General features: G+C 70.5%; 25 protein-coding genes and 2 tRNA genes. 7 read left to right on the forward strand and 20 right to left on the reverse strand.

All coding sequences use genetic code 11. The features are described 5' to 3' along the window. Positions 1-40: 40 nt before the first annotated feature. From pstC to pstB, 3 genes are read left to right on the forward strand one after another with little or no spacing between them, the layout of a single operon-like run. Positions 41-973: a phosphate ABC transporter permease subunit PstC gene (gene pstC, locus MIAR_RS12980; RefSeq protein WP_285636622.1), complete on the forward strand. Its 933-nt coding sequence runs from the start codon at positions 41-43 to the stop codon at positions 971-973. Between the two features lies 1 nt (position 974). Next, positions 975-2,066: a phosphate ABC transporter permease PstA gene (pstA, locus tag MIAR_RS12985; RefSeq protein WP_285636625.1), complete on the forward strand. Its 1,092-nt coding sequence runs from the start codon at positions 975-977 to the stop codon at positions 2,064-2,066. A gap of 25 nt (positions 2,067-2,091) precedes the next feature. After that, positions 2,092-2,871, forward strand: a complete 780-nt coding sequence (pstB, locus tag MIAR_RS12990; RefSeq protein WP_285636628.1) for a phosphate ABC transporter ATP-binding protein PstB — start codon at positions 2,092-2,094, stop codon at positions 2,869-2,871. 65 nt (positions 2,872-2,936) lie between these two features. Here the strand turns inward: pstB and MIAR_RS12995 are convergent, their stop codons facing one another. The 5 genes from MIAR_RS12995 to MIAR_RS13015 all read right to left on the reverse strand — a co-directional run bounded on the left by MIAR_RS12995 (position 2,937) and on the right by MIAR_RS13015 (position 7,795). Next, the gene (locus MIAR_RS12995; RefSeq protein WP_285636631.1) at positions 2,937-3,818 is read right to left on the reverse strand and encodes an aminodeoxychorismate lyase; all 882 of its coding nucleotides are present in this window, start codon (positions 3,816-3,818) and stop codon (positions 2,937-2,939) included. A gap of 179 nt (positions 3,819-3,997) precedes the next feature. Continuing rightward, positions 3,998-4,636 carry a DNA-directed RNA polymerase subunit beta gene (locus MIAR_RS13000; protein WP_425561616.1) on the reverse strand — a complete coding sequence of 213 codons (639 nt, stop codon included), beginning with the start codon at positions 4,634-4,636 and terminating at the stop codon, positions 3,998-4,000. Positions 4,637-4,648: 12 nt separating this feature from the next. Next, positions 4,649-5,455: an anti-sigma factor gene (locus MIAR_RS13005; protein ID WP_285636637.1), complete on the reverse strand. Its 807-nt coding sequence runs from the start codon at positions 5,453-5,455 to the stop codon at positions 4,649-4,651. Beyond that, entirely contained in the window at positions 5,452-6,051 is a 600-nt protein-coding gene (gene sigK / locus MIAR_RS13010; protein ID WP_285636640.1) for an ECF RNA polymerase sigma factor SigK, read from the reverse strand. Before sigK ends, MIAR_RS13005 begins: the two co-directional genes overlap by 4 nt. 34 nt (positions 6,052-6,085) lie before the next feature. Continuing rightward, a complete protein-coding gene (locus MIAR_RS13015) occupies positions 6,086-7,795 on the reverse strand; it encodes a cytochrome c biogenesis protein DipZ (RefSeq protein ID WP_285636643.1) in 1,710 nt (569 codons plus the stop codon). 216 nt (positions 7,796-8,011) lie between these two features. Between MIAR_RS13015 and MIAR_RS13020 the strand changes: the two genes are divergently transcribed. Further along, positions 8,012-8,674, forward strand: coding sequence for a fasciclin domain-containing protein (locus MIAR_RS13020; RefSeq protein ID WP_285636645.1), 663 nt, complete (start codon positions 8,012-8,014; stop codon positions 8,672-8,674). Positions 8,675-8,861: 187 nt separating this feature from the next. After that, positions 8,862-8,934, forward strand: a tRNA-Lys gene (locus tag MIAR_RS13025). 1 nt (position 8,935) lies between these two features. Here MIAR_RS13025 and MIAR_RS13030 read toward each other — a convergent pair. Then, positions 8,936-9,424: a hypothetical protein gene (locus MIAR_RS13030; RefSeq protein WP_285636648.1), complete on the reverse strand. Its 489-nt coding sequence runs from the start codon at positions 9,422-9,424 to the stop codon at positions 8,936-8,938. Positions 9,425-9,542: 118 nt separating this feature from the next. Between MIAR_RS13030 and MIAR_RS13035 the strand changes: the two genes are divergently transcribed. After that, positions 9,543-10,370 carry a serine hydrolase domain-containing protein gene (locus tag MIAR_RS13035; RefSeq protein ID WP_285636651.1) on the forward strand — a complete coding sequence of 276 codons (828 nt, stop codon included), beginning with the start codon at positions 9,543-9,545 and terminating at the stop codon, positions 10,368-10,370. A 30-nt stretch (positions 10,371-10,400) separates the two neighbouring features. Here MIAR_RS13035 and MIAR_RS13040 read toward each other — a convergent pair whose 3' ends face one another. After that, positions 10,401-10,919: a CGNR zinc finger domain-containing protein gene (locus tag MIAR_RS13040; RefSeq protein WP_285636654.1), complete on the reverse strand. Its 519-nt coding sequence runs from the start codon at positions 10,917-10,919 to the stop codon at positions 10,401-10,403. Positions 10,920-10,944: 25 nt separating this feature from the next. On the opposite strand from MIAR_RS13040, the gene MIAR_RS13045 reads away from it, so the two are divergent. Then, positions 10,945-11,175: a hypothetical protein gene (locus MIAR_RS13045; RefSeq protein WP_285636657.1), complete on the forward strand. Its 231-nt coding sequence runs from the start codon at positions 10,945-10,947 to the stop codon at positions 11,173-11,175. Between the two features lie 52 nt (positions 11,176-11,227). On the opposite strand, the gene MIAR_RS13050 is transcribed toward MIAR_RS13045, so the two are convergent. The 13 genes from MIAR_RS13050 to MIAR_RS13110 all read right to left on the reverse strand — a co-directional run bounded on the left by MIAR_RS13050 (position 11,228) and on the right by MIAR_RS13110 (position 22,507). Next, positions 11,228-11,878, reverse strand: coding sequence for a YigZ family protein (locus tag MIAR_RS13050; RefSeq protein WP_344289290.1), 651 nt, complete (start codon positions 11,876-11,878; stop codon positions 11,228-11,230). A gap of 42 nt (positions 11,879-11,920) precedes the next feature. Continuing rightward, entirely contained in the window at positions 11,921-12,460 is a 540-nt protein-coding gene (locus MIAR_RS13055) for a DUF1697 domain-containing protein (RefSeq protein ID WP_285636664.1), read from the reverse strand. Next, complete coding sequence (locus tag MIAR_RS13060; RefSeq protein WP_285636667.1) at positions 12,457-13,050, reverse strand: isochorismatase family protein; 594 nt, start codon at positions 13,048-13,050, stop codon at positions 12,457-12,459. The genes MIAR_RS13055 and MIAR_RS13060 overlap by 4 nt, the downstream gene beginning before the upstream one ends. 92 nt (positions 13,051-13,142) lie before the next feature. Next, positions 13,143-13,214: transfer RNA gene (locus tag MIAR_RS13065), tRNA-Thr, on the reverse strand. A 79-nt stretch (positions 13,215-13,293) separates the two neighbouring features. Beyond that, the gene (locus tag MIAR_RS13070) at positions 13,294-14,844 is read right to left on the reverse strand and encodes an alpha/beta hydrolase (RefSeq protein WP_285636670.1); all 1,551 of its coding nucleotides are present in this window, start codon (positions 14,842-14,844) and stop codon (positions 13,294-13,296) included. Further along, entirely contained in the window at positions 14,841-15,998 is a 1,158-nt protein-coding gene (locus MIAR_RS13075; protein WP_285636673.1) for a DNA polymerase III subunit delta', read from the reverse strand. The genes MIAR_RS13070 and MIAR_RS13075 overlap by 4 nt, the downstream gene beginning before the upstream one ends. Before the next feature lie 41 nt (positions 15,999-16,039). Then, positions 16,040-16,669, reverse strand: a complete 630-nt coding sequence (gene tmk, locus MIAR_RS13080) for a dTMP kinase (RefSeq protein ID WP_285636675.1) — start codon at positions 16,667-16,669, stop codon at positions 16,040-16,042. Beyond that, the gene (gene topA / locus MIAR_RS13085; protein ID WP_285636678.1) at positions 16,666-19,518 is read right to left on the reverse strand and encodes a type I DNA topoisomerase; all 2,853 of its coding nucleotides are present in this window, start codon (positions 19,516-19,518) and stop codon (positions 16,666-16,668) included. The genes tmk and topA overlap by 4 nt, the downstream gene beginning before the upstream one ends. A gap of 113 nt (positions 19,519-19,631) precedes the next feature. Next, complete coding sequence (locus MIAR_RS13090) at positions 19,632-19,958, reverse strand: Rv3654c family TadE-like protein (protein WP_285636681.1); 327 nt, start codon at positions 19,956-19,958, stop codon at positions 19,632-19,634. Then, positions 19,958-20,329 (reverse strand): TadE family type IV pilus minor pilin, encoded by a 372-nt coding sequence (locus tag MIAR_RS13095; RefSeq protein WP_285636684.1) that lies wholly within the window; start codon positions 20,327-20,329, stop codon positions 19,958-19,960. The genes MIAR_RS13090 and MIAR_RS13095 overlap by 1 nt, the downstream gene beginning before the upstream one ends. Next, entirely contained in the window at positions 20,329-20,541 is a 213-nt protein-coding gene (locus MIAR_RS13100) for a DUF4244 domain-containing protein (protein ID WP_285636687.1), read from the reverse strand. The genes MIAR_RS13095 and MIAR_RS13100 overlap by 1 nt, the downstream gene beginning before the upstream one ends. Before the next feature lie 56 nt (positions 20,542-20,597). Further along, a complete protein-coding gene (locus MIAR_RS13105) occupies positions 20,598-21,500 on the reverse strand; it encodes a type II secretion system F family protein (RefSeq protein WP_285638517.1) in 903 nt (300 codons plus the stop codon). Continuing rightward, positions 21,500-22,507, reverse strand: coding sequence for a TadA family conjugal transfer-associated ATPase (locus tag MIAR_RS13110; RefSeq protein WP_285636690.1), 1,008 nt, complete (start codon positions 22,505-22,507; stop codon positions 21,500-21,502). Before MIAR_RS13110 ends, MIAR_RS13105 begins: the two co-directional genes overlap by 1 nt. Positions 22,508-22,803 lie beyond the last annotated feature (296 nt).

Raw genomic sequence — 22,803 nt, forward strand, 5'->3', positions numbered from 1 at the left:
GCACGGAAAACACCACTCAGACGAGCGAGGACATCCCGAGATGACCACCACTGCCACCGCGGTGTCGGCGAAACAGCGTCCAGGCGACCGCTGGTTCTCCGGAGCCGCGCTGTCCGCCGGCACGATGATCCTCGTGACGCTCGCCGCCGTCGCGGTGTTCCTGATCATCCAGTCGATCCCCGGCATCACGGCGACCAACGAGGACGCCTCGATCCTGAAGAGCGACTTCTGGTCCTACGTCGGCCCGCTCGCCTTCGGCACCGTGTGGGCGGCGGCCATCGCCCTGCTGATCGCGATCCCGCTCTCCATCGCCGTGGCGCTGTTCATCTCGCACTACGCACCGCGCAGGCTCGCACAGGGGCTCGGCTACATCGTCGACCTGCTGGCCGCCGTGCCCTCCGTCGTCTTCGGCATCTGGGGCATCGCCGTGCTCGCCCCGGCCGCCCTCCCGGTCTACACCTGGATGACCGAGAACCTGGGCTGGATCCCGCTGTTCGACGGCAACGCCTCCGGCCGCAACATCCTGACCGCAGCGATCGTGCTGGCCGTCATGGTGCTGCCGATCATCACGGCCATCTGCCGCGAGATCTTCCTGCAGACCCCGCCGCTGCACGAGGAGGCCGCGCTCGCGCTCGGCGCCACGCGCTGGGAGATGATCCGCATGGCGGTGCTCCCCTTCGCCCGCGGCGGCATCGTGTCCGCATCGATGCTGGGCCTCGGCCGCGCGCTCGGCGAGACCATGGCCGTCGCCATGGTGCTCTCGGCATCCGGCGGCATCACCTGGCGCCTGCTCACCGCGCAGAACCCCAACACCATCCCCGCGAACATCGCACAGACCTTCCCCGAGGCGTACGGCGTGAACATCAACGTCCTGATCGCCACGGGCCTGATCCTCTTCGTGGTCACGTTCCTGGTCAACGCCGTCGCGCGCTGGATCGTGAGCCGCCGCAAGGAATTCTCGGGAGCGAACTGACATGACCATCACCGAGAACGCCCCCGCCACGGTGCAGCTCGCGCCGTCCGCACGCATCACCAACGGGCAGCTGCCCGCCTGGTCACCGTGGGTGCTCCTGGCCGCGTCCCTGGTCGTCTCCGCCGCCGTGTTCGGCGTGGTCGCGGCCGGCGGCGGCGGATTCAACCTCGTCGGGACGATCATCGTCGGCGTGCTGCTGTACGTGGTCCTGATCGGCGTGATCTCCTCGCTCGTCGAGGGCCGCCGCAAGGCGACCGATCGCATCGTGACGGCGCTGGTCGCCTCCGCCTTCGGCATCGCCATGGTCCCGCTCGTGTCGGTCGCCTACACCGCCCTTCAGAACGGCATCGCCGGCCTGAACGCCGAGTTCTTCTCCAGCTCCATGCGCAACGTCGTGGGCGAGGGCGGCGGTGCGCTGCACGCCATCATGGGCACCGTGCTGATCACCCTGGCTGCCGCCGTGATCTCCATCCCGATCGGCCTGCTCACCTCGATCTACCTGGTCGAGTACGGCCGCGGACGGCTCGCACGCGGCATCACGTTCCTCGTGGACGTGATGACCGGCATACCGTCGATCGTCGCGGGTCTGTTCATCTACGCGCTCTTCGCGCTGATCCTCACCCCCGGCATCCGGATGGGCCTGATGGGCGCGCTGTCGCTGGCCGTCCTGATGATCCCGGTCGTCGTGCGCTCCAGCGAGGAGATGCTGCGGCTGGTGCCCAACGAGCTGCGCGAGGCCTCCTACGCCCTGGGCGTGCCGAAGTGGCTCACGATCCTGAAGGTCGTGCTGCCCACCTCCATGGCGGGCATCGTGACCGGCGTGACGCTCGCGATCGCACGTGTGATCGGCGAGACCGCGCCGCTGCTGGTCACCGCCGGATTCACGGCATCCATGAACTACAGCCTGACCGACGGCCGGATGATGTCGCTGCCGGTCTTCGTGTACACGCAGTACATGAACCAGGGCCTGCCCGCCGAGGCCTATGTGAACCGCGCCTGGGCTGCCGCCCTGGTGCTGATCGTCATCGTCATGGTCCTCAACCTCATCGCGCGACTCGTCGCCCGCTACTTCGCTCCGTCCAAGAGCCGCTGAGCCTGATCCAACCCGAAGGAACATCGTGTCCAAGAGCATCGAAGTCAACGACCTCAACGTCTACTACGGCGACTTCCTCGCCGTCGAGGGCGTCTCCCTCGAGATCCAGCCCCGCAGCGTCACCGCGTTCATCGGCCCTTCCGGCTGCGGCAAGTCCACGTTCCTGCGCACCCTGAACCGCATGCACGAGGTCATCCCCGGCGCCCGCGTCGAGGGTGAGGTGCTGCTGGACGGCAACGACCTGTACGGCCCCGGTGTCGACCCGGTGCTGGTCCGCCGCCAGGTGGGAATGGTCTTCCAGCGCCCGAACCCGTTCCCGACGATGTCGATCAAGGAGAACGTCCTCGCCGGCGTCAAGCTGAACAACAAGCGCATGTCGCGCTCGGACGAGGACGCGCTGGTCGAGAAGTCGCTGATCGGCGCGAACCTCTGGAACGAGGTCAAGGACCGCCTCGACAAGCCCGGCTCCGGTCTGTCGGGCGGCCAGCAGCAGCGTCTGTGCATCGCCCGCGCGATCGCGGTCTCCCCCGAGGTCATCCTCATGGACGAGCCCTGCTCGGCCCTCGACCCGATCTCGACTTTCGCGATCGAGGAGCTCATCCAGGAGCTCAAGAACGACTACACGGTCGTGATCGTCACGCACAACATGCAGCAGGCCTCGCGGGTGAGCGACAAGACGGCGTTCTTCAACATCGCCGGCACCGGCAAGCCCGGCAAGCTCATCGAGTACGACGAGACCGCCACGATCTTCACCACCCCGTCCGTGCAGGCCACCGAGGACTACGTCTCCGGCCGCTTCGGGTGAGCCTCGGCGTCTGAACCGCAGCGGCCCCTGATCGGCGAACGATCGGGGGCCGCTTCGCGTCCGCCTCAGCGCGGAGACAGCAGGAAGGCGTTCAGCTCCGCCGTGAGGTCGGGATCGGATGTCAGTGGTGCGCCGTCCACGGCGGTGATCGCCACGGCCAGGCGGATGCTGGAGACCAGCCAGGCGGCATCCGCGGTCGCCAGGTCGGTGGCCGAGAGCGTCGCGTACGTCGTGCGGAAGCCGCGCGACTCCAGCAGCTCGTACACGCTGAGCTGCGTCGTGCCGTGTAGGATGCCGCCGGACGGCGCCGGCGTGAGGAACTCGTCGCCGCGGCGGATGATCAGCGATGCCGTGGGCGCCTCGAGCACGAACCCCTCGCGCGTGACGAACACGGCGTCGTCGGCTCCGCGCCGGTGCGCCTCGCGGAGCGCCGACATGTTCACCGCGTAGGAGAGGGTCTTCGCGCCGAGGAGCAGCCACGGCGCCCGCTCCCCCGCTCCGAGGTCGTAGCCGCGGTCGAGAGTGACGACGCGCACGCCGTCGCGGCGGACCGCGGAGAAGTCGGCGGCGGGCGCGGCGGTGACCCACGCGGTCGGCGCCGGTCCGTGCTCCACGCCCCGGCTCAGGATGAGCTTGACGACGGCCTCGCCCTGCGGGATCCGCGCGGCGGCGACCGCGACCGCCTGCCGCCACTGCTCGAGGTTCGGTGCCGGCAGGTCGCAGATCTGCGCGGAATGCGCAAGCCGCTGCACGTGCGCCTCGACCTCGTTGGCATGTCCGTCGATCACGCCGATCGACTCGAAGACGCCGTCCCCGCGCTGGGTGCTGAACTCCCCGACGCTGAGCGCCGGGGCCTCGACGTCCACGTCTGTGAAGGTGTCGGAGTAGTCGTCACGGGCATCCGCCACGTCGGCGGGGTCGATCATCAGGGCGTAGCGCTGAGCCATGTCCACAGCTTAGGACGGTCGGGAATACCTCTGCCGAAGACGCGTTACACTTGATCGGCCGGGCCGCATAACCCCGGGCTCCAACTTCTGCCGCTGCGAGCGGCCTTCCGCCGAGAGGCGTTCTTGCGGCCCGGTCTTTCTCTGTCCGGACGACGTCTCAGGCGAACGCGTCCGTCGCCTCAGGTCAGCGCGCCGCGACGCCACGCGGCCGCACTCGCGGACAGGTCGTCGGCGTAGCCGCTCAGGCGCAGGGCGCGGCGGGTGAGCTCACTGGCACGGCCGGGCTCGGTGGGCTCGTAGTCGTCGGCGGTGTGCGTGGCGCCGGAGGCCTGCACCCGGCAGTAGGCCGCTGCACGCTCGAGCGCCACGGCGAAGTCGCCCTGGAACACCCCGCGCAGGATCGTGTCGACGAGCTCGGCGAGCTCCTCCGGGCTGGCCGGTGTCGGCGCCCCCGCGATCAGGCTGTCCGCCGACTGCAGCTCGACCCTGCCGCGCTCGTACAGCAGGGCGGTGGTCGCGGCATCGCTGCGGATCGCGATCTGCAGCAGGTACAGTCGCCACAGCGCACCGGGCAGCGAGCGCGCGGGAGCGTGCGACCAGAGCTCGGCGATCTCGTCGATGCCGTGCTCGGACGCGAAGGCGATCAGTCGCTCGGTCGTCTCCCCCGTGACGTCCTTCCGAGCCCGCTCGAGAAGAGCGGATGCCGTGGCGTGCGCGATGCGCGACTTCTCGGCGGGGTCCGCAGCTCCGACGAGGTTGTCGAAAGCGGCGGTCGGACGCCGGACGGGACGATGGAACTGCTCTGGCACTCGATCCAGGGTACGCCAGCCTCAGGCGGTGGGGATCACGATGATCGGCTCGCTCGTCGGCGCGCCGGAGGGCGAGCCGCCGGACTGCTCCACCGTGACGGCGATCACGTCGCCGGCGCGCATGGAGCCCTTCAGCAGAGCCGTCGCACTGCCGTCCTCGGGGGCGAACACCCCGGCCGAGACGGGCTTGTCGCCGCGCACGAACCAGAGCTCGTAGGTCTTGCCGGCCTCGGGCCGCTCGAGCCCGGACGCCACCAGCACCGCCTCGCCCAGGTCGGCCGACCAGTGCGCGGTGGCCGTCGCTCCGGATCCCAGCTTCACCGTCGCCTGAGCGGCATCCGGTGCCGAGCGGATCTCGTCCAGCGCGACGACGGAGGCAGGGCGCTGCAGTTGGGAGACGACCACCGCGGTGGCGATGCCACCGCCGACGATCAGCACGAGGCACGCGGCGAGCGCGAAGAGCGCCCGCGACCAGCGCTTCGGCGCGGGATGCGAGGCGTCCACCACGGCCTCCGCGTCCGACGCCTCCCCGACATGCGCTGCGGGATCCTGAGCGGACTGCGCGGCCGGACCGGCATCCGCTCGGCCGTCCGCGCCTGACTGCGGCGTCGTCGCGATGCGCGCGAGCAGCTCCTCCCTGAGCATCGGCGGCGGCGTCACAGGAGGGAGAGCGGCGGCGAGGGTCGCCGCGGTCTGCTCGTCCTCGTCGATGTGCTCGTGCCACTCCGGATGCGCTGCCCGCGCCTCGAGGAAACGCCGCTCGTCCACGGCCGAGAGGGCGTGCAGAGCGTGTCCGGCCGCGAGCTCGGCGAATTCCCGCTCGTTCATGTCGACACCCCCAGTTCGCTGCGCAGCCGCGTCAGCCCGTCTCTCATCCTCGTCTTGATCGTTCCCAGCGGAGCGCCGGTCAGAGCCGAGATCTCGGTCTGACTGTAACCCCCGTAATAGGCCAGGATCAGTGCTTCCTGCTGCGCCTCCGGCAGCGCCGAGAGCGCCGCCACGACCCGCTCTCCTTCGATCTGCGCCTCGACCGCCTCCTCGACGACATCCCGAGCCGCATCGAGGTCACGCACACCGACGCGCACGTCACGATCGCTGCTCGACTGCGACGCCCGCACCCTGTCGACGGCCCGGCGGTGGGCGATGGTGAGCACCCAGGACCTGCCCTGCCCTCTGTTCGGAGCGAAGCGTCCGGCGGATTGCCAGATCTCCAGGAAGACCTCCTGGAGGACCTCCTCGCTCTGCGAGCGGTTCACCACCACGCGCAGGATCAGGGCGAACACGCGCGGCGAGAGAAGGTCGTACAGTTCGGCGAAGGCACGCTGGTCGCCTGCGGCCACGCGCACCAGGAGGTCGGCCGCGCTGTCTCGCGCCGAACCGTCCTCCGGCACTTCCAGGCCGTCGATCACCATCTCCACCAGCATGCCGCATCCCCTCCTCTCCCGACCCGCGCCACTCTCAACCGAAGGTGAATGAGTAGACCTGCACGCCCGGCGACACCTCGACGGTGAGCTCACCGACCGTCGGCCCGCCCTGCTTCACCCGGTACGAACGCGGGCTGCCGTCCACATCGATGCGCTCGGTGGCGCCGTCCGGGCCTGTCACCATGATCCGGCCGGATCCGCCCATCACCATCCGCACCTCGTCGGCACGGTAGGTCAGACGGATGCTGCCGCCGTCGGAGCCCTCGGACGGTGCGGCGTACTGGCTCTGGACGTCCCACCGGCCGCTCAGCGTGAAGGTGTCCTTCGGCTGCTTCCGCGGGAACGCGAAGTCCTTCTCGCCGGATCGGTACGCACCCTCGCCGCCGTAGTTGCGGTCCTTCGAGAAGCCCAGGAACGTCTCCGGGGTGGTCGAGCCCACCTCGGGCGTGCTGTCGGCGACCTCCGTGGCGGCGGGAAGCGAGACATCGGGGTCGGCCTGCTCCAGCAGCTGCCGGATCAGCTTCTCGGTGGCGGAGTACGCGCCCTCCCCGAAGGCGATCTGCCGCACGACGCCCTTCGCGTCGATGAGGTAGTGCGCGGGCCAGTAGCGGTTGCGGTACGCGGTCCAGGTGGCCAGGTCGTTGTCGAGCGCCACGGGATAGTCGATTCCGAAGTCGCGGATGCCGGAGGCGACATTGCCCGCGTCCTTCTCGAAGGCGTACTCCGGCGAGTGCACGCCGATCACCTGCAGGCCAGCGTCGCGATACGCCTCGTCCCAGGCGACGACGTGCGGGATGGAGCGCTGGCAGTTGATGCACGAGTACGCCCAGAAGTCGACCAGAACCACCTTGCCGCGCAGCTGCTTCAGGTCGATGGCCTTCCCGTCCGGCGTGTTCAGCCACTGCGCGATGCCGCGGATCGCCGGTGCCGTGCCGCAGTCCTGCAGCGAGGCCGAGCCGTTCGTGCAGTTGCTGAGCTCCCGGTTCTCGTCGGTGACGAGGCCGCCCAGGTCGAGGGCCTCCGCCTGCTTGTCGGCGAGGTCCTGCTGCAGCGGCGCGGTGTAGTCCGGGAGCAGGCGCTGCAGCTGCTGCGGGACGTTGAAGACGAGTCCCACCGCCAGGGCGATCATCGCGATGCCGGCGGTGACGCGCAGGCCGCGCTCCCGGGTTCGGAACGCGCGGATCCGCTCGACCAGCCCGCGCCCGGCGAGGGCGAAGACGAGCAGCGGAACGGCCACGCCGATCGCGAAGGACGCGGTGAGCAGCACCGTGCCGATGCCGATGCGCCCGGTCGAGCCCGCGACGATGATGGCGGCGAGGACGGGGCCCGCGCAGGGCACGAACACCGCGCCGAGGGCGAGCCCGACGCCGAACCCGCTCCCCCGGTTCTGCACCTCACGCCGGGGCACCCACTGGAACGGCCGCTCCAGCAGCTGCTCGAGCCGTGGCACGATGAGCGCGACGCCGATGAGGATCAGGACGACGATCCCCGCCCATCGGATGACGTCCTGCGGCAGGTGCAGCAGGGAGAGCAGCAGCGATCCGGCCAGGGTCACGACGCTGAAGCTCAGCACGAGGCCCAGGATCACCAGGTAGGGGCGGCTCCGGCGTGCGGGCGCCACCTGACCCTCGAATCTCGCCGACTGCGCGCCTCCGGTGAGGAAGATGACCGGGAGCACCGGCAGGATGCACGGGGAGATCCCCGTGATGAGGCCGCCGAGCAGCCCGATGATGATCAGATCCATGATCCGCCTTCCGTCGAGTGCTGTTCGGCCCCGGCCCGGATTCGGATTGCCTGAACGCGCCGCTGACGCGCCGCTGACGCATCACGGTCACGCCCGGAAGGAGCCGAGGATGCTGCCGGAGAAAGACGTCCGAGGAATTCCCATCCGATCGCGGGAGGGCGCCGAACAACCCTCGACGCCGCGGGAGGTCCGCGGCCCTAGCAACCGGAGGTTGACATGCTCAGCACCAAGAAGAAGATCACCGCAGCTCTCTCACTCGGTTTCGCCGGCATCCTCGTGCTGGCGGGTTGCACGATGAACGGCGGATCGGAGGCGACCTCGGAGCCGAAGGCACCGGAGACGTCCGACTCCGCATCCCAGGCCCCCGAGACGATGGACCCCGCGGCGAACCTCGTCGGTCCCGGCTGTGCGGACTACGCCAAGCAGGTGCCGGACGGACCCGGCTCCGTGCAGGGCATGTCGCAGGACCCGGTCGCCGTCGCCGCGTCGAACAACCCGCTCCTGAAGACTCTGGTCTCCGCCGTGAGCGGGAAGCTGAACCCCGATGTGAACCTCGTCGACACGCTCAACGGCGATGAGTTCACGGTCTTCGCACCGGTGGACTCCGCGTTCGGCAAGATCGACCCGGCCACCATCGAGGCGCTCAAGACCGACTCCAAGACCCTCACCTCGATCCTGACCTACCACGTCGTCCCGGGACAGATCGAGCCCGCCGACATCGTGGGCATGCACAAGACCGTGCAGGGCGCTGATGTCGACGTGACCGGATCCGGCGACATGCTCAAGGTCAACGACGCCAACGTGATCTGCGGTGGCGTGCAGACCGCGAACGCGACCGTGTACCTGATCGACTCGGTGCTGATGCCGCCGGCTCAGTGACCGTCAGGTGATGCCGGCGCGTGGGGACGCCTCGGCATCGCCTGCCGGAGTGCCGGATCACGGAGGAGACCGGCACTCCGAGGAGAGCGCGCTCGCCGGCCTGCCGGCGGGCGCGCTCGTGCGTCCCGGGTCGACGACGCGGCTGCTCCGCCGGATAGGATGGATCGGTCAGGTCCGCCCTGACCAGGGGCCTCTAGCTCAGTTGGCAGAGCATCGGACTTTTAATCCGCGGGTCGTGGGTTCGAGCCCCACGGGGCCCACCTACGCAGGCATCGCCTGTGCTCGACGGGCGTTGCTCGCGAGCACCAGCTGCGCGATCCATTCGATCAGCAGCCACAGCCACGCTCCCGCCCACACCACCGCGCAGACGAGGCAGAGGATCATCGACAGGTCCGAACCCGCGGTGGTGGAGCTCGTGCCGGCCAGCTCGGTGAACGCCGAACCCGAGTTCCCGTCATCGCCGCCGTCGATCAGGAAGAATCCCACTCCGACCACGGCGACGGACGTCAGCCACGCGGCGATGATCGGCCGCAGGCCTGCGGAGCCCGTCCGCAGCACTCCGCGCGCCCGCAGCAGCCCGTTCGCCGCGATGACGATCTGCGTGGCCCAGCCGATCAGCAGCACGGGGCTGTACAGGAGCATGAAGACCAGCATCCAGCCCGGGACGACGAACTTCACCAGCAGGGCGACGAACGGGAGGACGATCAGCGCCAGCCCGGCGAGGGTGGCGGTCGTGCGCGAGACGCTCATGGCCCCGATCATGCCAGACGGCCGCCATGCGACCGCGGACGCCGGCGCGATATGGGAGGATTCCAGGGCGCCGGGAGCCGCTCCCGCACGACGAGCCGAACCGAGCAGGAGGAGCCCCATGACCGCCCTGGACGACGCACTCGCCGCCATCGAGGCCTGGCCGGTGGACAACGCCGCGGCCGCCGTCGTCTCCGCCACGGGTGCCGTCCTCGCCTCGCACGGTGACGTCTCGCGGCCGTTCCGGCTGGCGTCGGTCACCAAGCCGCTCACCGCGTATGCGGTGCTCATCGCCGTCGAAGAGGGCGTCTTCTCGCTCGACACGCCGGCGGGCCCGGAGGGATCCACGGTCCGCCACCTCCTCGCCCACGCCTCCGGCCTGGACATGACCGAGGACGTCGTGCGCGCCGCGCCCGGCACGCGCCGGATCTACTCGAACCGAGGGTTCGAGGTGCTGGCCGACGCGGTGACGGAGCACTCCGGCATCCCGTTCGCCGAGTACCTGGACGAGGCGGTGTTCCAGCCCCTCGGCATGTCATCGTCGCAGCTGCAGGGCTCGCCCGCGGCCGCCGTCGTCTCCACGGTCACCGACCTGTGCCGCTTCGCGGCGGAGCTGCAGCGTCCGGCCCTGATCTCGGCGCAGACGCTCGCAGATGCGACCGCCGTGGCCTTTCCCGGGCTCTCCGGGGTGCTGCCGGGCTACGGGATCCAGCGCCCCAACGACTGGGGCCTGGGGTTCGAGCTGCGCGACGGCAAGGCGCCGCACTGGACCTCGGCGGCGAACTCCCCCGCGACCTACGGGCACTTCGGCCAGAGCGGGACGTTCCTGTGGGTGGATCCGGATGCCGGCGTCGCCTGCGTCGCCCTCGCCGACCGGGACTTCGGCCCGTGGGCGATCGAGGCGTGGCCGCCGCTGTCGGATGCCGTGCTCGCCGCGCTGCGCGGCTGACGGCCCGTCGACAGGCTCGGGGACCCGAGCTCAGATCCCGCGCGCGCGATGGCGCCGGACCGCGTCGCGGTTGGCGCAGCGCACGGAGCAGTAGCGCTGCCGTCCGTTGCGGGTGATGTCGACGTAGACGTTCTCGCACGGCGCGGCGGCGCAGCGCCCGAGCCTGTGCATGCCGCGCTCGGTCAGATGCAGCGCGGTGCCGACACTGATCACGGCCTCGAGCACGTCAGGCAGCGAGCGTCCGGCGTCGCGGTAGTGCAGATGCCACCCTTCTCCGTCGTGGTCGGTGAGCTGGGGGTACGCGGCCGCCGCGGCCATCTGCCGGTTCAGGGCCGCAGCACGGGCGGCATCGTCCCCGGCATCCACCACGGCGAGCCAGGCATCCACCACCCTCCGTGTGCGGACGTGGTCGTCGGAGGCGACGTCGAATGCCATCGTCATCCCGAATTCGCGCGTGCGCTGCTCGATCCCGTCGCGGTGCTCCGGCCATTCGTTGGCCAGGGATGCGGCGAGCAGCACCGCATACTCGCCGTAAGGGTTGAGATGCATAAGGCCATTACATCATCGTGGTGACATGACCGCATCCCGTACCGCACCGATCCGCATCCCGAGCCCGCTCCCCCCGCACGAGCACGCGTGGACGACCGAGTCCGCGCACCGCACATCCGAGGGTGAGATCGTCTACGTGCGCTGCTCGGGATGCGGGGCGCGGCGCGTCGATCTGCGCGGCGCAGACGGCATGCCGCCCGCTCCGTGGAGCCGCGTGAGCCCGGCCGTGCCCGGCACTCAGAGGATGCCCGGGTAGGCCCCGCCGTCCGGGAACCGTCCCCGATCGCCACGCACGCGCCCGACGCCGCTCAGCGCGGCACGTCCACCACGCGCTCGGTCCCGGTGACGGATGCCCGCACCGACCCGCCCGAGGAGGCCGCGATCTCGGCCTGCAGCGCCTCGATTCCGGCTGCGGGGCTCCACACCTCGAAGACGGCCTGCTCGCGGTACTGCGGCTCGCCGAGCACGGCACCATTCCGGTCGGTCCAGTCGCGCAGCAGGTTGTCGAAGCGCCCCGCATCCGCATGCGGCACCGCGATCGTCAGCTGCGCGAGCATCAGCCGGTCGACGAGGGAGGCCAGATCCAGCGCCTCCGAGACAGCCGAGGAGTACGCCCGCACCAGCCCGCCGGCACCCAGCTTGATGCCTCCGAAGTAACGGGTGACGACGGCGACGACATCGGTCAGCTCCCGGCGGCGAAGCACCTCGAGCATCGGGATGCCCGAGGTTCCGGACGGCTCGCCGTCGTCCGAGGAGCGCGCCCGGTCTCCGTCGATCCCCGTGACCTGCGCGCTGCAGTTGTGCCGGGCGTCCCAGTACTGCTTCTTGACCCGCGCAATGACCGCATCCGCGTCCTCGGGCGAGGACACGGGCGCCACGTGCGCGATGAAGCGGGACTTCCTGATGACCAGCTCGTGGTCCACGGCCGCGGCGATCGTGGCGGGATGCTGCGGTGACACCACCTCAGGCTACGCGACGGCCGAGGTGACCTCCGCGCACGCTCAGGCCGTGAGCTCGATGAGCTTGCGCAGCGTGAGGACGTTGCGGGCGGTGCCTGCAGTGCCGAGCGCGCGGTCGAGAACCGTCCGTGTGAGCTTCGTGTTCGCCGCCCCGCTCAGGCCGTAGTCGATCCACAGGTCACGGCCGACGAGCGCGATGCGCTCCCCCGGCTGCAGACGTGCGCGCAGCGCCTCCTCGGCGTCCGGCTGCGGCTCGCCCTCCAGGAACATGATGTGCAGCATCTTGTCGGCCACGGCGTCCGGGAACGGGTTCGCCTCCAGAGCTGCCATGAGCTGCTCGTGGGTGCGCGCGATCACGGGGGTGTCGGCGTCGAACTGCTCATGGATCAGCCTGCGCACCTGAGCGGACGCGTCGCCGATGTCGCCGGTGACGTCGGCCATGACGTTGCCGCTGGCGATGTACGTGGCGATGTCCCCCAGGTCCGTGCGCTCGCCCAGCAGAGCGCGCAGCTCCGCCATGGGCACGCGGTTCCTGCCGCCGACGTTGACGGCGCGCAGCAGCAGGGCGCAGCGGACGCTCACCGGGCTTCGGACCCGGTCGAGCCGTCCACGAGCTCCGCGCCCGCGTGAGCGAGCTCGGCCAGTGCCGCCCGGCTGGCCTGCTCGTCGACACCTGCGATGAGGTCGGTGAGCACTCGCACGTGCACGCCGTGCGCGATGGCGTCCAGCACCGATGCACGCACGCAGTGGTCCGTCGCGATGCCCACCGCATCCGCATCCGTCACGCCGTGCGCGGTCAGGATGCCGCCCAGCGTCTCTCCCTCCTCGGTCCTGCCCTCGAACATCGAGTACGCCGGAACGCCCTGCCCTTTGAGGACGTGATGGGTCACCGCGTCCGTCACCAGCAGCGGATCGTAGGCAGCGCCGTCGGTGCCGGCGACGCAGTGCGCGGGCCAGGAGTCCACGTAGTCGGGCTCAGCGGAGAAGTGCCCGCCGTTGTCGCCCTCGGCGTCGTGCCAGTCCCGCGAGGCGATGACCACGGCGTACTCGCCCGCGTGCGCGGCGAGATGAGCGGTGACGGCGGATGCCACGGCATCCCCGCCCGCGACGGCGAGCGCGCCGCCCTCGGTGAAGTCGTTCTGCACGTCGACGATGAGGAGTGCTCTGCTCATCCCTCGAGCGTACGCGGCGCACGACGGGCGCGGAAAGAGGACCCCCGCCGGAACGGGAAAGGCCCCGGAACGGGAGTTCCGGGGCCGATCTGAGCCACCTGTCAGGATTGAACTGACGGCCTTCCCATTACGAGTGGGATGCTCTACCACTGAGCTAAGGTGGCGTGCGCAGCGGACTGCGGCACAAGCAATGATCCTACTACGAGGATGCGGCCTCCGCGAAACCGAGGCCGCATCGGCGGGTCATTCGCAGCGCAGACCGTCCTCGGGAGCCTTGCCGTCGAGCAGGAAGCGCTCGACGGCCTGGTCGACGCAGCTGTTGCCCTTGTTGTAGCCGGTGTGCCCCTCGCCCACGCGGGTGACGAGGACGCCGTTCTGCAGCTGCTTCGCGAGCGACTCGGCCCACGCGTACGGGGTGGCCGGGTCGTTGGTGGTGCCGACCACGACGATCGGTCCCGAGCCGTCGGCGGTGATCGCCTCGCGCACGCCCGTCGGCGGGTACGGCCACACCTTGCAGGGGTCCGGCGCCTGCCAGTACGGGGCGAACGTGGGGGCCTTGGCCTCCAGCTGCGTGACCACGGCGTCCTCCGCGGCCGGATCGTCCTCGACCGGGTAGTCCATGCAGTTGTACGCGCGGAACGCCTCGGCGGTGTTGTCGGCGTAGGTGCCGTCGGGGTTGCGCGAGTTGTACGAGTCGGCGAGCCCCATCATCACGGACGGGTCGCCCTGCAGAGCTGCGGTGATCCCCTTGGTCAGGTAGGACCAGCTCTGCTGGCTGTACATCGCTGCGATCGTCCCGGTGATCATGGAGTCGACCGTCAGCATCCGCCCGTCGCCGTTCTTCATCGGCGTGCGCGAGACGCTCGACAGCAGCGCGCGGAAGTCGGTGAGAGCCTCGTCGACCGAGCCGTTGAACGGGCAGTCCCGGCCCGCCAGGCATCCCTCCAGGTAGGCGCGCAGCGCCGACTCGAAGCCCTCGGCCTGGATGGTGCTGACCTCCAGGCCGGGCACGGCGGGATCGATGGCGCCGTCCAGCACGAGTCGCTGCGCGCGCTCGGGGTACAGCTTCGCGTAGGTCGCCCCGAGGAAGGTGCCGTAGGAGTAGCCGAGGTAGTTCAGAGTCTTGTCGCCCAGGACGCCGCGGATGAGGTCCATGTCCCGCGCCGAGTTCACGGTGGTGATGTACGGCAGCAGGCCGTCGCTGTTCGCCTCGCAGGCGTCGGCGAAGGTCTTGTCCCGCGCGGAGAGCGCGGCGTCCCACTCCGGCGTGTTGCGCGGACCGGGCACGACGCCGTAGAGGTAGTCGTCCATCTTCTTCGCGTCGAGGCAGCGCACCGCCGTGGAGCGGCCGACGCCGCGGGGGTCGAACCCGATCACGTCGAAGTCCTCGATCAGATCGGCGCCGACCGCGTAGTCCAGGCTGTCGTGGACGAAGTCGTAGCCGCTCGCGCCGGGTCCGCCGGGGTTGATCAGCAGCGAGCCCTGCGAGGTGCCGGTCGCGCGGTGCCGCACGATCGCGAGCTCGAGGTCGCCGTCGGCGGGCTTGTCCCAGTCGCGGGGCGCCTTCACCTCGGTGCAGTCGAAGCCGGCGCCGCACGACTTCCAGGTGAGCTTCTGCGAGTAGTACGGCAGGAGCTCGGCGGAGACGCCGCTCGTGTCGGCCGTGCGCGCCGGCGCAGGCGCCCCCGCGGGGATCTGCGCGTACAGGCATCCGGAGAGCACGACGGATGCCGCGGCGACTCCGGCCAGGACGGTGAGGATGCGGCGCGCAGCGCGCCGTGCTCGATGGGTCACGGGGTCCTTCCGCTGGAGATGGTCACCAGGAGACTCTCGGTCGCGAGCAGCGGCGAGACGTTGCGCTCCAGGGACTCACGGGTGTCACTGATGGCGTCGAGGGCGATGAGCGCGCGCTCGACCGGCCAGGCCGCGGCGAGGGCCTCCAGCTCCGCGCGCAGCTCGCTGTTGATCAGCGCGCCGGTACGACCGAACTGCAGCATGACGACGTCGCGGTACATCGACTGCAGGTCGGTGAGCACCCGATCGATCCCGTCGCGCAGGCTGCGGGTGGCACGCTTCTTCTGATCGTCCTCGAGGGCCGAGAGCTGCGGCCGCAGCGCGGGCGGCACGGCCTGCCCCTCGGCGATGCCGACCGTGCGCAGCAGCGCGGCGCGCTCGGCGGCGTCGCGCTCGGCCGTCAGCGCCTTGGCGTCATCGGTGGCGGCCTGGATGATCTGCCCCGCGACCTCGACGGCGGTGCCCACACCGCGCACCCCGAGCACGGCGCGGAGGGTCTCGTCGCGCCGGCGGCGCGCACCGTCGTCGGTGGCGAGGCGCTGGGCCATGCCGATGTGGCGCTGCGAATGGCGCGCGGCCTGCTCGGCGGTGGCCTCGTCCGCGCCGGTGCGCAGCGCGATCAGGCGGGCGACGTCGGCGACCTCCGGCTCGCGCAGGCGCAGCGCCCGCACCCGGGAGCGGATGGTGGGCAGCAGGTCGGCCTCGCTGGGCGCGCACAGCACCCATACGGTCTGCTCGGGCGGTTCCTCGAGCGCCTTCAGCAGCACGTTGGAGGTGCGTTCGACCATGCGGTCGGCATCCTCGACGACGATCACCCGGTAGCGTCCGGCCGACGGGGAGAAGTAGGAGCGGGCGACGAGCTCGCGCGCCTCCTTGATCGTGATGAGCACCTTGTCGGTGCGCAGCGCCGTGAGGTCGGGATGGGTGCCCGCCAGCACCTGCCGCATGGCGTTCTCGTCGTCCGGATGCTCCGCGATCAGCGCCGCCGCGAAGGCGTAGGCGAGTGTGGAGCGGCCGGATCCGGGAGGCCCGGTGATCAGCCACGCGTGCGAGAGCGCGGCAGGATCGGAGGCCGCCTGCTGCAGCGTCTCGACCGCGGCATCCTGACCCCACACCTCGCTCCACGGGAACGGAGCGAGCGTGGCCTGAGTCATGCTGTCCAGCCTAACCTCGGCACCGACATCGTCCCGCGTGTTCAGAGCAGGACGGACAGGCGGGCGCGGATCACGCTCGCGATGTCCTCGGGATCGCGGGTGGCGTCCACGACGAGGAAGCGCTCGGGCTCGGCTGCGGCGAGGCGCAGGTAGGACTCCCGCACACGGGTGTGGAACTCCTCCTTCTCCGCCTCCAGCCGGTCGAACGGCTTGTCGTCGGCATCCAGGCGGCGGCGAGCCTCGGAGGGGTCGATGTCGAGCAGCACGGTGACGTCGGGCAGCGCACCCTCCGTCGCCCACAGCGACAGGTCGCGCACCTCCGTGGCGTCCAGCACGCGCCCGGCGCCCTGGTACGCGACCGACGAGTCGAGGTAGCGGTCCTGGATGACGACGTCGCCGCCCTGCAGCGCGGGACGCACCACGGTGGCGACGTGGTGCGCGCGGTCGGCGGCGTAGAGCAGCGCCTCGGCGCGCGGCGCGACCTCTCCGCGGTGGTGCAGCACGATGTTGCGGATCAGCACGCCGACCTCGGAACCGCCCGGCTCACGCGTGTGCAGCACCGTGCGGCCGTGCGCGCCGAGCCATTCGGCCAGCAGTGCGGCCTGGGTGGTCTTCCCCGAGCCGTCGCCGCCTTCGAGCGTGATCCAGAGACCCCGACGCTCCGAGGTCACGAGCCTGCCTTCGCCTTGCGCGCCGCATCGGCCTTGGCGATCGCGTTGGCCTTGCGGGTGGCGGCCGCCTTCTTGGCGGCCTCCGAGCGCGCGGCCGCCTTCTGATCGTCGGTCAGCGCCTTCTTCGCAGGCGCCTTCTTCGCGGCGGGCTTCTTCGCGGGGGCCTTCTTGGCCGTCGTCCTCTTCGCCCCACGCTTGGGCGCGGGACCCTTGGCCCGCTTGTCGGCGAGCATCTGCACGGCGATCTCGAATGTGACGTCGTCCGGAGTCCGCCCGCGCGGGATGGTGACGTTGGTCTCGCCGTCGGTCACGTAGGCGCCGAAGCGTCCGTCGCGGATGCGGATCGGCTTGCCGCTGACGGGATCGGCCTCGAACTCCTTGAGCGCGCTGGATGCCCGCCGCGAACCCGCACCGTACTTCGGCTGGGCGTAGATCGCCAGCGCCTGCTCGAGCGTCACGTCGAAGATCTGGGATTCGCTCTCCAGCGACCGCGAGTCAGCGCCCTTCTTCAAGTAAGGGCCGTAGCGGCCGTTCTGCGCGGTGATCTCGTCGCCGGACTCAGGGTCCTTGCCGACCACGCGCGGCAGGCTGAGCAGCTGGAGCGCGGTCTCGAGGTCGATCGTCTCGACCGACATCGAGCGGAACAGCGAGGCGGTGCGCGGCTTGGGCGCTGCCTCCTTCTTCTTGGTGCTCTTCTTCTTCGGCGCGGCCTCGACGACCTCGCCCGTCTCGGTGTCGACCTCGTCCTCGTCGGAGACCGGGTCGTTCTCCTGCACGTACGGGCCGAACCGGCCGTCCTTGACCACGACGATCTTGCCGTTCTCGGGGTTCTCCCCCAGCACCCGATCGCCGGCGACGGGCGCGTCGACCAGCTCCTGCGCCTTGGCGGGCGTCAGCTCGTCGGGGGCGAGGTCCTCGGGCACATTGACGATGCGCGGCTTGGCATCGGGGTTCGCCGGGTCGACGACCTCGAGGTACGGCCCGTACTTTCCGAAGCGCAGCGTGGCGGTGTCGGTGATGCGGGTGGAGTTCAGCGCCCGCGCGTCGATCTCGCCGAGGTTGTCGACCACCTGCCGCAGCCCGACATGGGCGTCGGAGCCGAAGTAGAAGGAGCGCAGCCACTCGTTGCGGTTCTGCTCACCACGGGCGATCGCGTCGAGGTCGTCCTCGAGCGCCGCGGTGAAGTCGTAGTCGATCAGATCGGCGAAGTGCTGTTCGAGGAGCCGCACCACGCTGAACGCCAGCCAGGTCGGCACGAGCGCCTGGCCGCGCTTGGATGCGTAGCCGCGGTCGATCACGGTGCCGATGATGCTCGCGAACGTCGAGGGGCGGCCGATGCCGTGCTCCTCGAGCGCCTTGACCAGCGAGGCCTCGGTGTAGCGGGGCTTGGGGGTGGTGCGGTGGCCCTTGGCCTCGGCATCCGCCATCGCCAGCTCGTCGCCGACGGCGACGGCGGGCAGGGACTGGTTCTCGGCGGAGTCCTGCGCGTTGCGCTTCTCGTCGCGGCCCTCCTCGTACGCCTCCAGGAAGCCCTTGAAGGTGTAGACGGTGCCGGACGCGGTGAACTCGAGCCGCTTGCCGTCGGCGTCCGATTCCAGCGTGACCGTGGTGGTCTCGTACTTGGCATCCGACATCTGGCTGGCGACCGTGCGCTTCCAGATCAGGTCGTAGAGGCGCTGCTCCTCGCGATCGAGCTGGGAGGAGACAGATGCCGGCGTCCGGAAGTTCTCGCCCGAGGGACGGATCGCCTCGTGAGCCTCCTGCGCGTTCTTGCTCTTGGACTTGTACACGCGGGGCTTGAGCGGCACCGCGCTGTCGCCGTACAGCGCGACGGCCTGGCTGCGCGCGGCCTGGATGGCCTGCGTCGACAGCGCGACCGAGTCCGTACGCATATAGGTGATGTACCCCTTCTCGTAGAGGCGCTGGGCGACGCTCATCGCCTGCTTCGCACTCATCGAGAGCTTGCGTCCGGCCTCCTGCTGCATGGTGGAGGTGGTGAAGGGCGCATAGGGGCTGCGGGTGCCCGGCTTGGCCTCGACCTTGCTGACGGTCGCGGCGCCCGCGTCGTTCACTGCCGCGGCGAGGGCCATGACCTCGGCCTCGGTCAGGACGACGACGGCCTTCTTCAGCTTTCCTGTGTCGTCGAAGTCGGTGCCGCGGGCGAGCTGTCCGCCGTCCACGCGCACCAGGCGCACGCCGAAGGACTGCCCGGTCGCGGAGGCCTGCGCCTCGACGTCCCAGTACTCAGCCGAGGTGAACGCCATCCGCTCTCGCTCGCGGTCGACGATCATGCGGGTCGCGGCCGATTGCACGCGTCCTGCGGACAGGCCGGACTTGACCTTGTACCAGAGCACGGGCGAGACGTCCCAGCCGTAGAGCCGGTCGAGGATGCGGCGGGTCTCCTGCGCGTCGACGAGCGCCAGGTCGAGGTCGCGGGTGCGGCCGACGGCCGCCTGGATCGCGTCCTTGGTGATCTCGTGGAAGACCATCCGCTTGACGGGGACCTTCGGCTTGAGGGTCTCCAGCAGGTGCCACGCGATGGCCTCGCCCTCGCGGTCCTCATCAGTGGCGAGCAGAAGCTCGTCGGCGGTCTTCAGGGCGCGCTTCAGCTCGGCGACCGTCTTCGTCTTGCGGTCGGAGACGACGTAGTAGGGGTCGAAGTCGTGGTCGACGTCGATCGAGTACTTCCCGTACGCCTGCTTGTCGGCGGCGGGGATGTCCTTCTTGTCGGCGAGGTCGCGGATGTGGCCGACGGAGCTGAGCACCTCGTAGCCATCGCCGAGGTATCCCTGGATCGACCGCATCTTCGTCGGGGACTCGACGATGACGAGCTTCTTGCCTTGTGCCAAGAGAGCGTCCTTTCTTCGAAGCACACCATACACACCGCTCTCCTGGTGCGGACACAGCGTCGCATCGACACGGCATCGTCGGGTGACCGGAAGCGGGGTGGGGGTCGTCGTCCTCATCCCTCGGGTTGCCCGGCACGGGCGCGGGAGACGGCGACGAGACCAGCGTACGCGGATTCGACCTGCACAGTCGCCATGAGACCGTCCGCCCGGCACGCGACGAGCGTCGCTCCGGATGCCTGCGCCACCCGTGCCGCAAGGGCGCAGGGGTCCTCGCCGGTGACGATCGCACCGGACGCGGCGTCGGCTGCGGCGAGCGCCGCGGCATCCGCCGCGCCCGCCGCGCGCTGGGCCGTGACGGCCGCGCCGCCGACCGCGGCCAGGCCGAGGGACAGCGTCGCCGCGACGGTCAGGATGCCGGATGCCAGCGCAGTGCCGGCCATCACAGCCCTCCCGCCAGGGCGCAGCTGTCGGCGCTCAGCGGGATGCTGATCAGCCGTCCGATCCGGGTCTGCACGGATGCCGTGACGCACACCAGGTCGGCGCCGCCACGCGAGGTCATGGTCGCTCCCTCGACGGCGGCGACCGCTGCGGCCGCCCGGGCGGCGCTCTCGCCGCGCCCGAGCAGTCGTGCGGCATCGGCCGCGGCATCCTGCAGCGCGACCTGCGTGGCCGCGGCGCCCAGCGCTCCGACGCCCAGCAGCAGCGCGAGCAGCACCGCCGGCAGGGCGACGGCCAGTTCGGCGGCGACGGATCCGCGCTCCCCGCGGAGCGCGGCCGGCGCCCGCACAAGACGCGCCCGGTGCGCGCGCATCACGACACCGTCAGCGCCCGCCGCACGAGGTCGGTGAGGATGCCGCGCACCTCGTCCGACCTCATGATCACGACCAGCAGGCCCGCGAACGCGACGGCCGCCATCGTCGTGATGGCGTACTCCGCAGTCGCTGCGCCCGACTCGTCCTGGAACAGGATCGCCGCCCGCCGACGGGTCAGACGGGGCAGATCGTTCTTCCTCTTGTTCGTCATGTCATTCCTTCTCTCTTCATCTCTTTCTGTGGTGGTGCGTTCTGTCGGTGGCGACGTCAGGTCGGCAGGGGCGTCGAGCCCAGCACGCTGAGCATGAGCGGGGCGACGCCGAGCAGCAGGAAAGCCGGCAGCGTGCATGCCCCCAGTGGCAGCAGCAGGGACGACGACAGCCGCGCCGCACGGATGCGGCCCTGCACCCTCGCCTCGTGGCGCTGCTGCGCCGCCGACGCCCGCAAGAGCGTTCCCGCAGGGACGCCGGCGCTGCGGGACAGCTCCAGCACGGCGTCGGTCGCGGCGCTGCCCTCGACGAGACGAGCCGTGCTGTGCTCGACGAGCCGCAGTGCACGCGGGATGCCGACGCCGCCCGACAGCGCGACCGCGACGAGCTCGGCGTGCATCCCGGGCGTCCCCGGACGCGGGCGGGCTCTGCGCACCATCCGGGAGGTCCAGAGGCGCGCGAGCAGCACCAGTGCCAGTCCGGCGACGACGCACACGATCCCCAGCGGATTGGTGGCCAGCACCCCGATCGTGTCGAATCCCAGCGCGAAGCCGAGAAGCAGACCCACGAACGGAAGCCACAACAGCAGTCGCGCCGTGCCCATGGGCTCGGCGAGCGCGATCCGCACGTCGTCGGCGGCCGCCGCAGCATCCTGCAGGGATTCGGCCAGGGACCGCAGCACCTCGGCCAGCGGCGCACCGACGACAGTGGCGATCTCCCACGCCGCGGCGACATCCGACCAGGCGCCACCCTCGGCGTCGATCGCGGCGGCGGGCTCAGAACCGGCCGCACATCTCTCGACGACGCGCAGCGCGACCGGGTCGCCGGTGTCCGCGAGGTGCCGCCAGGCGGCGATCGGCCGCGCACCCGCCTGCAGCAGCACGGCCAGCGTGCGCACGGCCGCGGCCGCCGCAGACGCCATGGCACCGGCATCCGGTTCTCCCCGGCGCAGCAGGTGCATCACCACGGCGCCACCTCCTCCATCGCCAGCCGCTCGGCCTCCAGCACGAAGCGGCCGGCGCGGGCGATGCGGCGACGACCGTCCGCACCGCGCTCCAGATGCAGCACGATCGTGAAGGCGCTGACGACCTGCCTCGCGAGCGCGACGGCGTCCATGCCCGCGAGCGCGCCGAGCGCCTCCAGACGTGCGGGGACGTCGGCGAGACCACTGGCGTGCAGAGTCCCGGCGCCGCCGTCGTGGCCTGTGTTGAGCGCGGTGAGCAGCTCCCGCACCTCCTCGCCACGGCATTCGCCCACGACCAGGCGATCAGGGCGCATCCGCAGAGACTCCCGCACGAGCATGGCGAGCGTGATGCGCCCGGCGCCCTCCAGGTTCGGCTGTCTCGCCTCGAGGGCGACGTGGTGCGGATGCCGCGGCCTCAGCTCCGCGACATCCTCGATCGTCACGATCCGCTCCCCCGGCCCCGCCTGGGTCAGCAGAGCGGTGAGCAGCGTCGTCTTGCCCGTGCCGGTGCCACCGGTGATGAGGATGTTCGCGCGATCCGCGACCAGCCGTCCGAGCCACTCCCTCTGCCCGGGCGTGAAGGTGCCCGACGCCGCCAGCGCCTCCAGATCGGCTCCGATCACCCGCGGCACACGGATCGACAGCGCCGTGCCGGATGTCGAGACCGGCGCCAGCACGGCATGCACGCGGATGCCGTCGTCGAGTCGCACGTCGACGCAGGGCGACTGATCATCGAGATGCCGCCCGCCGGCGCCGACCAGCGCGACGGCCAGGTCGCGGACCTCCCGCTCGGATGCCCGCCAGTCCGCCACGCGCTCCGCGCCCTCGCCCCGATCGATGAACAGCCCGGCGGAGCCGTTCACGAAGATGTCGGTGACCAGCGGATCGCGCACATGATCGGCGAGGGCGCCGAATGCGGCATCGACCGTCTTGGGCACGGACACGTCCTCGACGGCGGTGAGGCGGCCGGCGGTGCGCGGACGGAGCACGAACGGTTCTGGCATGCCACGACGCTAGGCGGGCCGGCCGACGCACCGAGGCCGTGAACCCGCGGGATGTGCACAATCCTGCGGAATCCGCGGTTGTGCAGGGAGAACGCGTCCGGCGAAGGGTGCTGGAGAACACCGCCCCGAGAATGCCGAAGGGCGGCACCTCACGGGGGGAATGAGATGCCGCCCACGCGCGACCCGCGTTCGGGGGTATCGGGCGCGCTGAAGCCGGAATAAGATTCGGCTGACGTCAGTGTATGCAGGCGGCAGGGCCGATGCAAACGAGGCGCACTACCGACTTTCGACAGTAG

It is taken from the genome of Microbacterium arabinogalactanolyticum (assembly GCF_030268005.1).
Taxonomy (GTDB): domain Bacteria; phylum Actinomycetota; class Actinomycetes; order Actinomycetales; family Microbacteriaceae; genus Microbacterium; species Microbacterium arabinogalactanolyticum.

Coding starts and splice junctions, on each gene's coding strand:
- pstC (WP_285636622.1), top strand. CDS start 41: ATGACCACCACTGCCACCGCGGTGTCGGCGAAACAGCGTCCAGGCGAC.
- pstA (WP_285636625.1), top strand. CDS start 975: ATGACCATCACCGAGAACGCCCCCGCCACGGTGCAGCTCGCGCCGTCC.
- MIAR_RS12995 (WP_285636631.1), bottom strand. CDS start 3,818: ATGGCTCAGCGCTACGCCCTGATGATCGACCCCGCCGACGTGGCGGAT.
- MIAR_RS13005 (WP_285636637.1), bottom strand. CDS start 5,455: ATGAACGAGCGGGAATTCGCCGAGCTCGCGGCCGGACACGCTCTGCAC.
- sigK (WP_285636640.1), bottom strand. CDS start 6,051: ATGCTGGTGGAGATGGTGATCGACGGCCTGGAAGTGCCGGAGGACGGT.
- MIAR_RS13015 (WP_285636643.1), bottom strand. CDS start 7,795: ATGGATCTGATCATCATCGGGCTGCTCGGCGGCCTCATCACGGGGATC.
- MIAR_RS13020 (WP_285636645.1), top strand. CDS start 8,012: ATGCTCAGCACCAAGAAGAAGATCACCGCAGCTCTCTCACTCGGTTTC.
- MIAR_RS13030 (WP_285636648.1), bottom strand. CDS start 9,424: ATGAGCGTCTCGCGCACGACCGCCACCCTCGCCGGGCTGGCGCTGATC.
- MIAR_RS13035 (WP_285636651.1), top strand. CDS start 9,543: ATGACCGCCCTGGACGACGCACTCGCCGCCATCGAGGCCTGGCCGGTG.
- MIAR_RS13040 (WP_285636654.1), bottom strand. CDS start 10,919: ATGCATCTCAACCCTTACGGCGAGTATGCGGTGCTGCTCGCCGCATCC.
- MIAR_RS13045 (WP_285636657.1), top strand. CDS start 10,945: ATGACCGCATCCCGTACCGCACCGATCCGCATCCCGAGCCCGCTCCCC.
- MIAR_RS13060 (WP_285636667.1), bottom strand. CDS start 13,050: ATGAGCAGAGCACTCCTCATCGTCGACGTGCAGAACGACTTCACCGAG.
- MIAR_RS13075 (WP_285636673.1), bottom strand. CDS start 15,998: ATGACTCAGGCCACGCTCGCTCCGTTCCCGTGGAGCGAGGTGTGGGGT.
- MIAR_RS13090 (WP_285636681.1), bottom strand. CDS start 19,958: ATGGCCGGCACTGCGCTGGCATCCGGCATCCTGACCGTCGCGGCGACG.
- MIAR_RS13095 (WP_285636684.1), bottom strand. CDS start 20,329: ATGCGCGCGCACCGGGCGCGTCTTGTGCGGGCGCCGGCCGCGCTCCGC.
- MIAR_RS13100 (WP_285636687.1), bottom strand. CDS start 20,541: ATGACGAACAAGAGGAAGAACGATCTGCCCCGTCTGACCCGTCGGCGG.
- MIAR_RS13105 (WP_285638517.1), bottom strand. CDS start 21,500: ATGCACCTGCTGCGCCGGGGAGAACCGGATGCCGGTGCCATGGCGTCT.
- MIAR_RS13110 (WP_285636690.1), bottom strand. CDS start 22,507: ATGCCAGAACCGTTCGTGCTCCGTCCGCGCACCGCCGGCCGCCTCACC.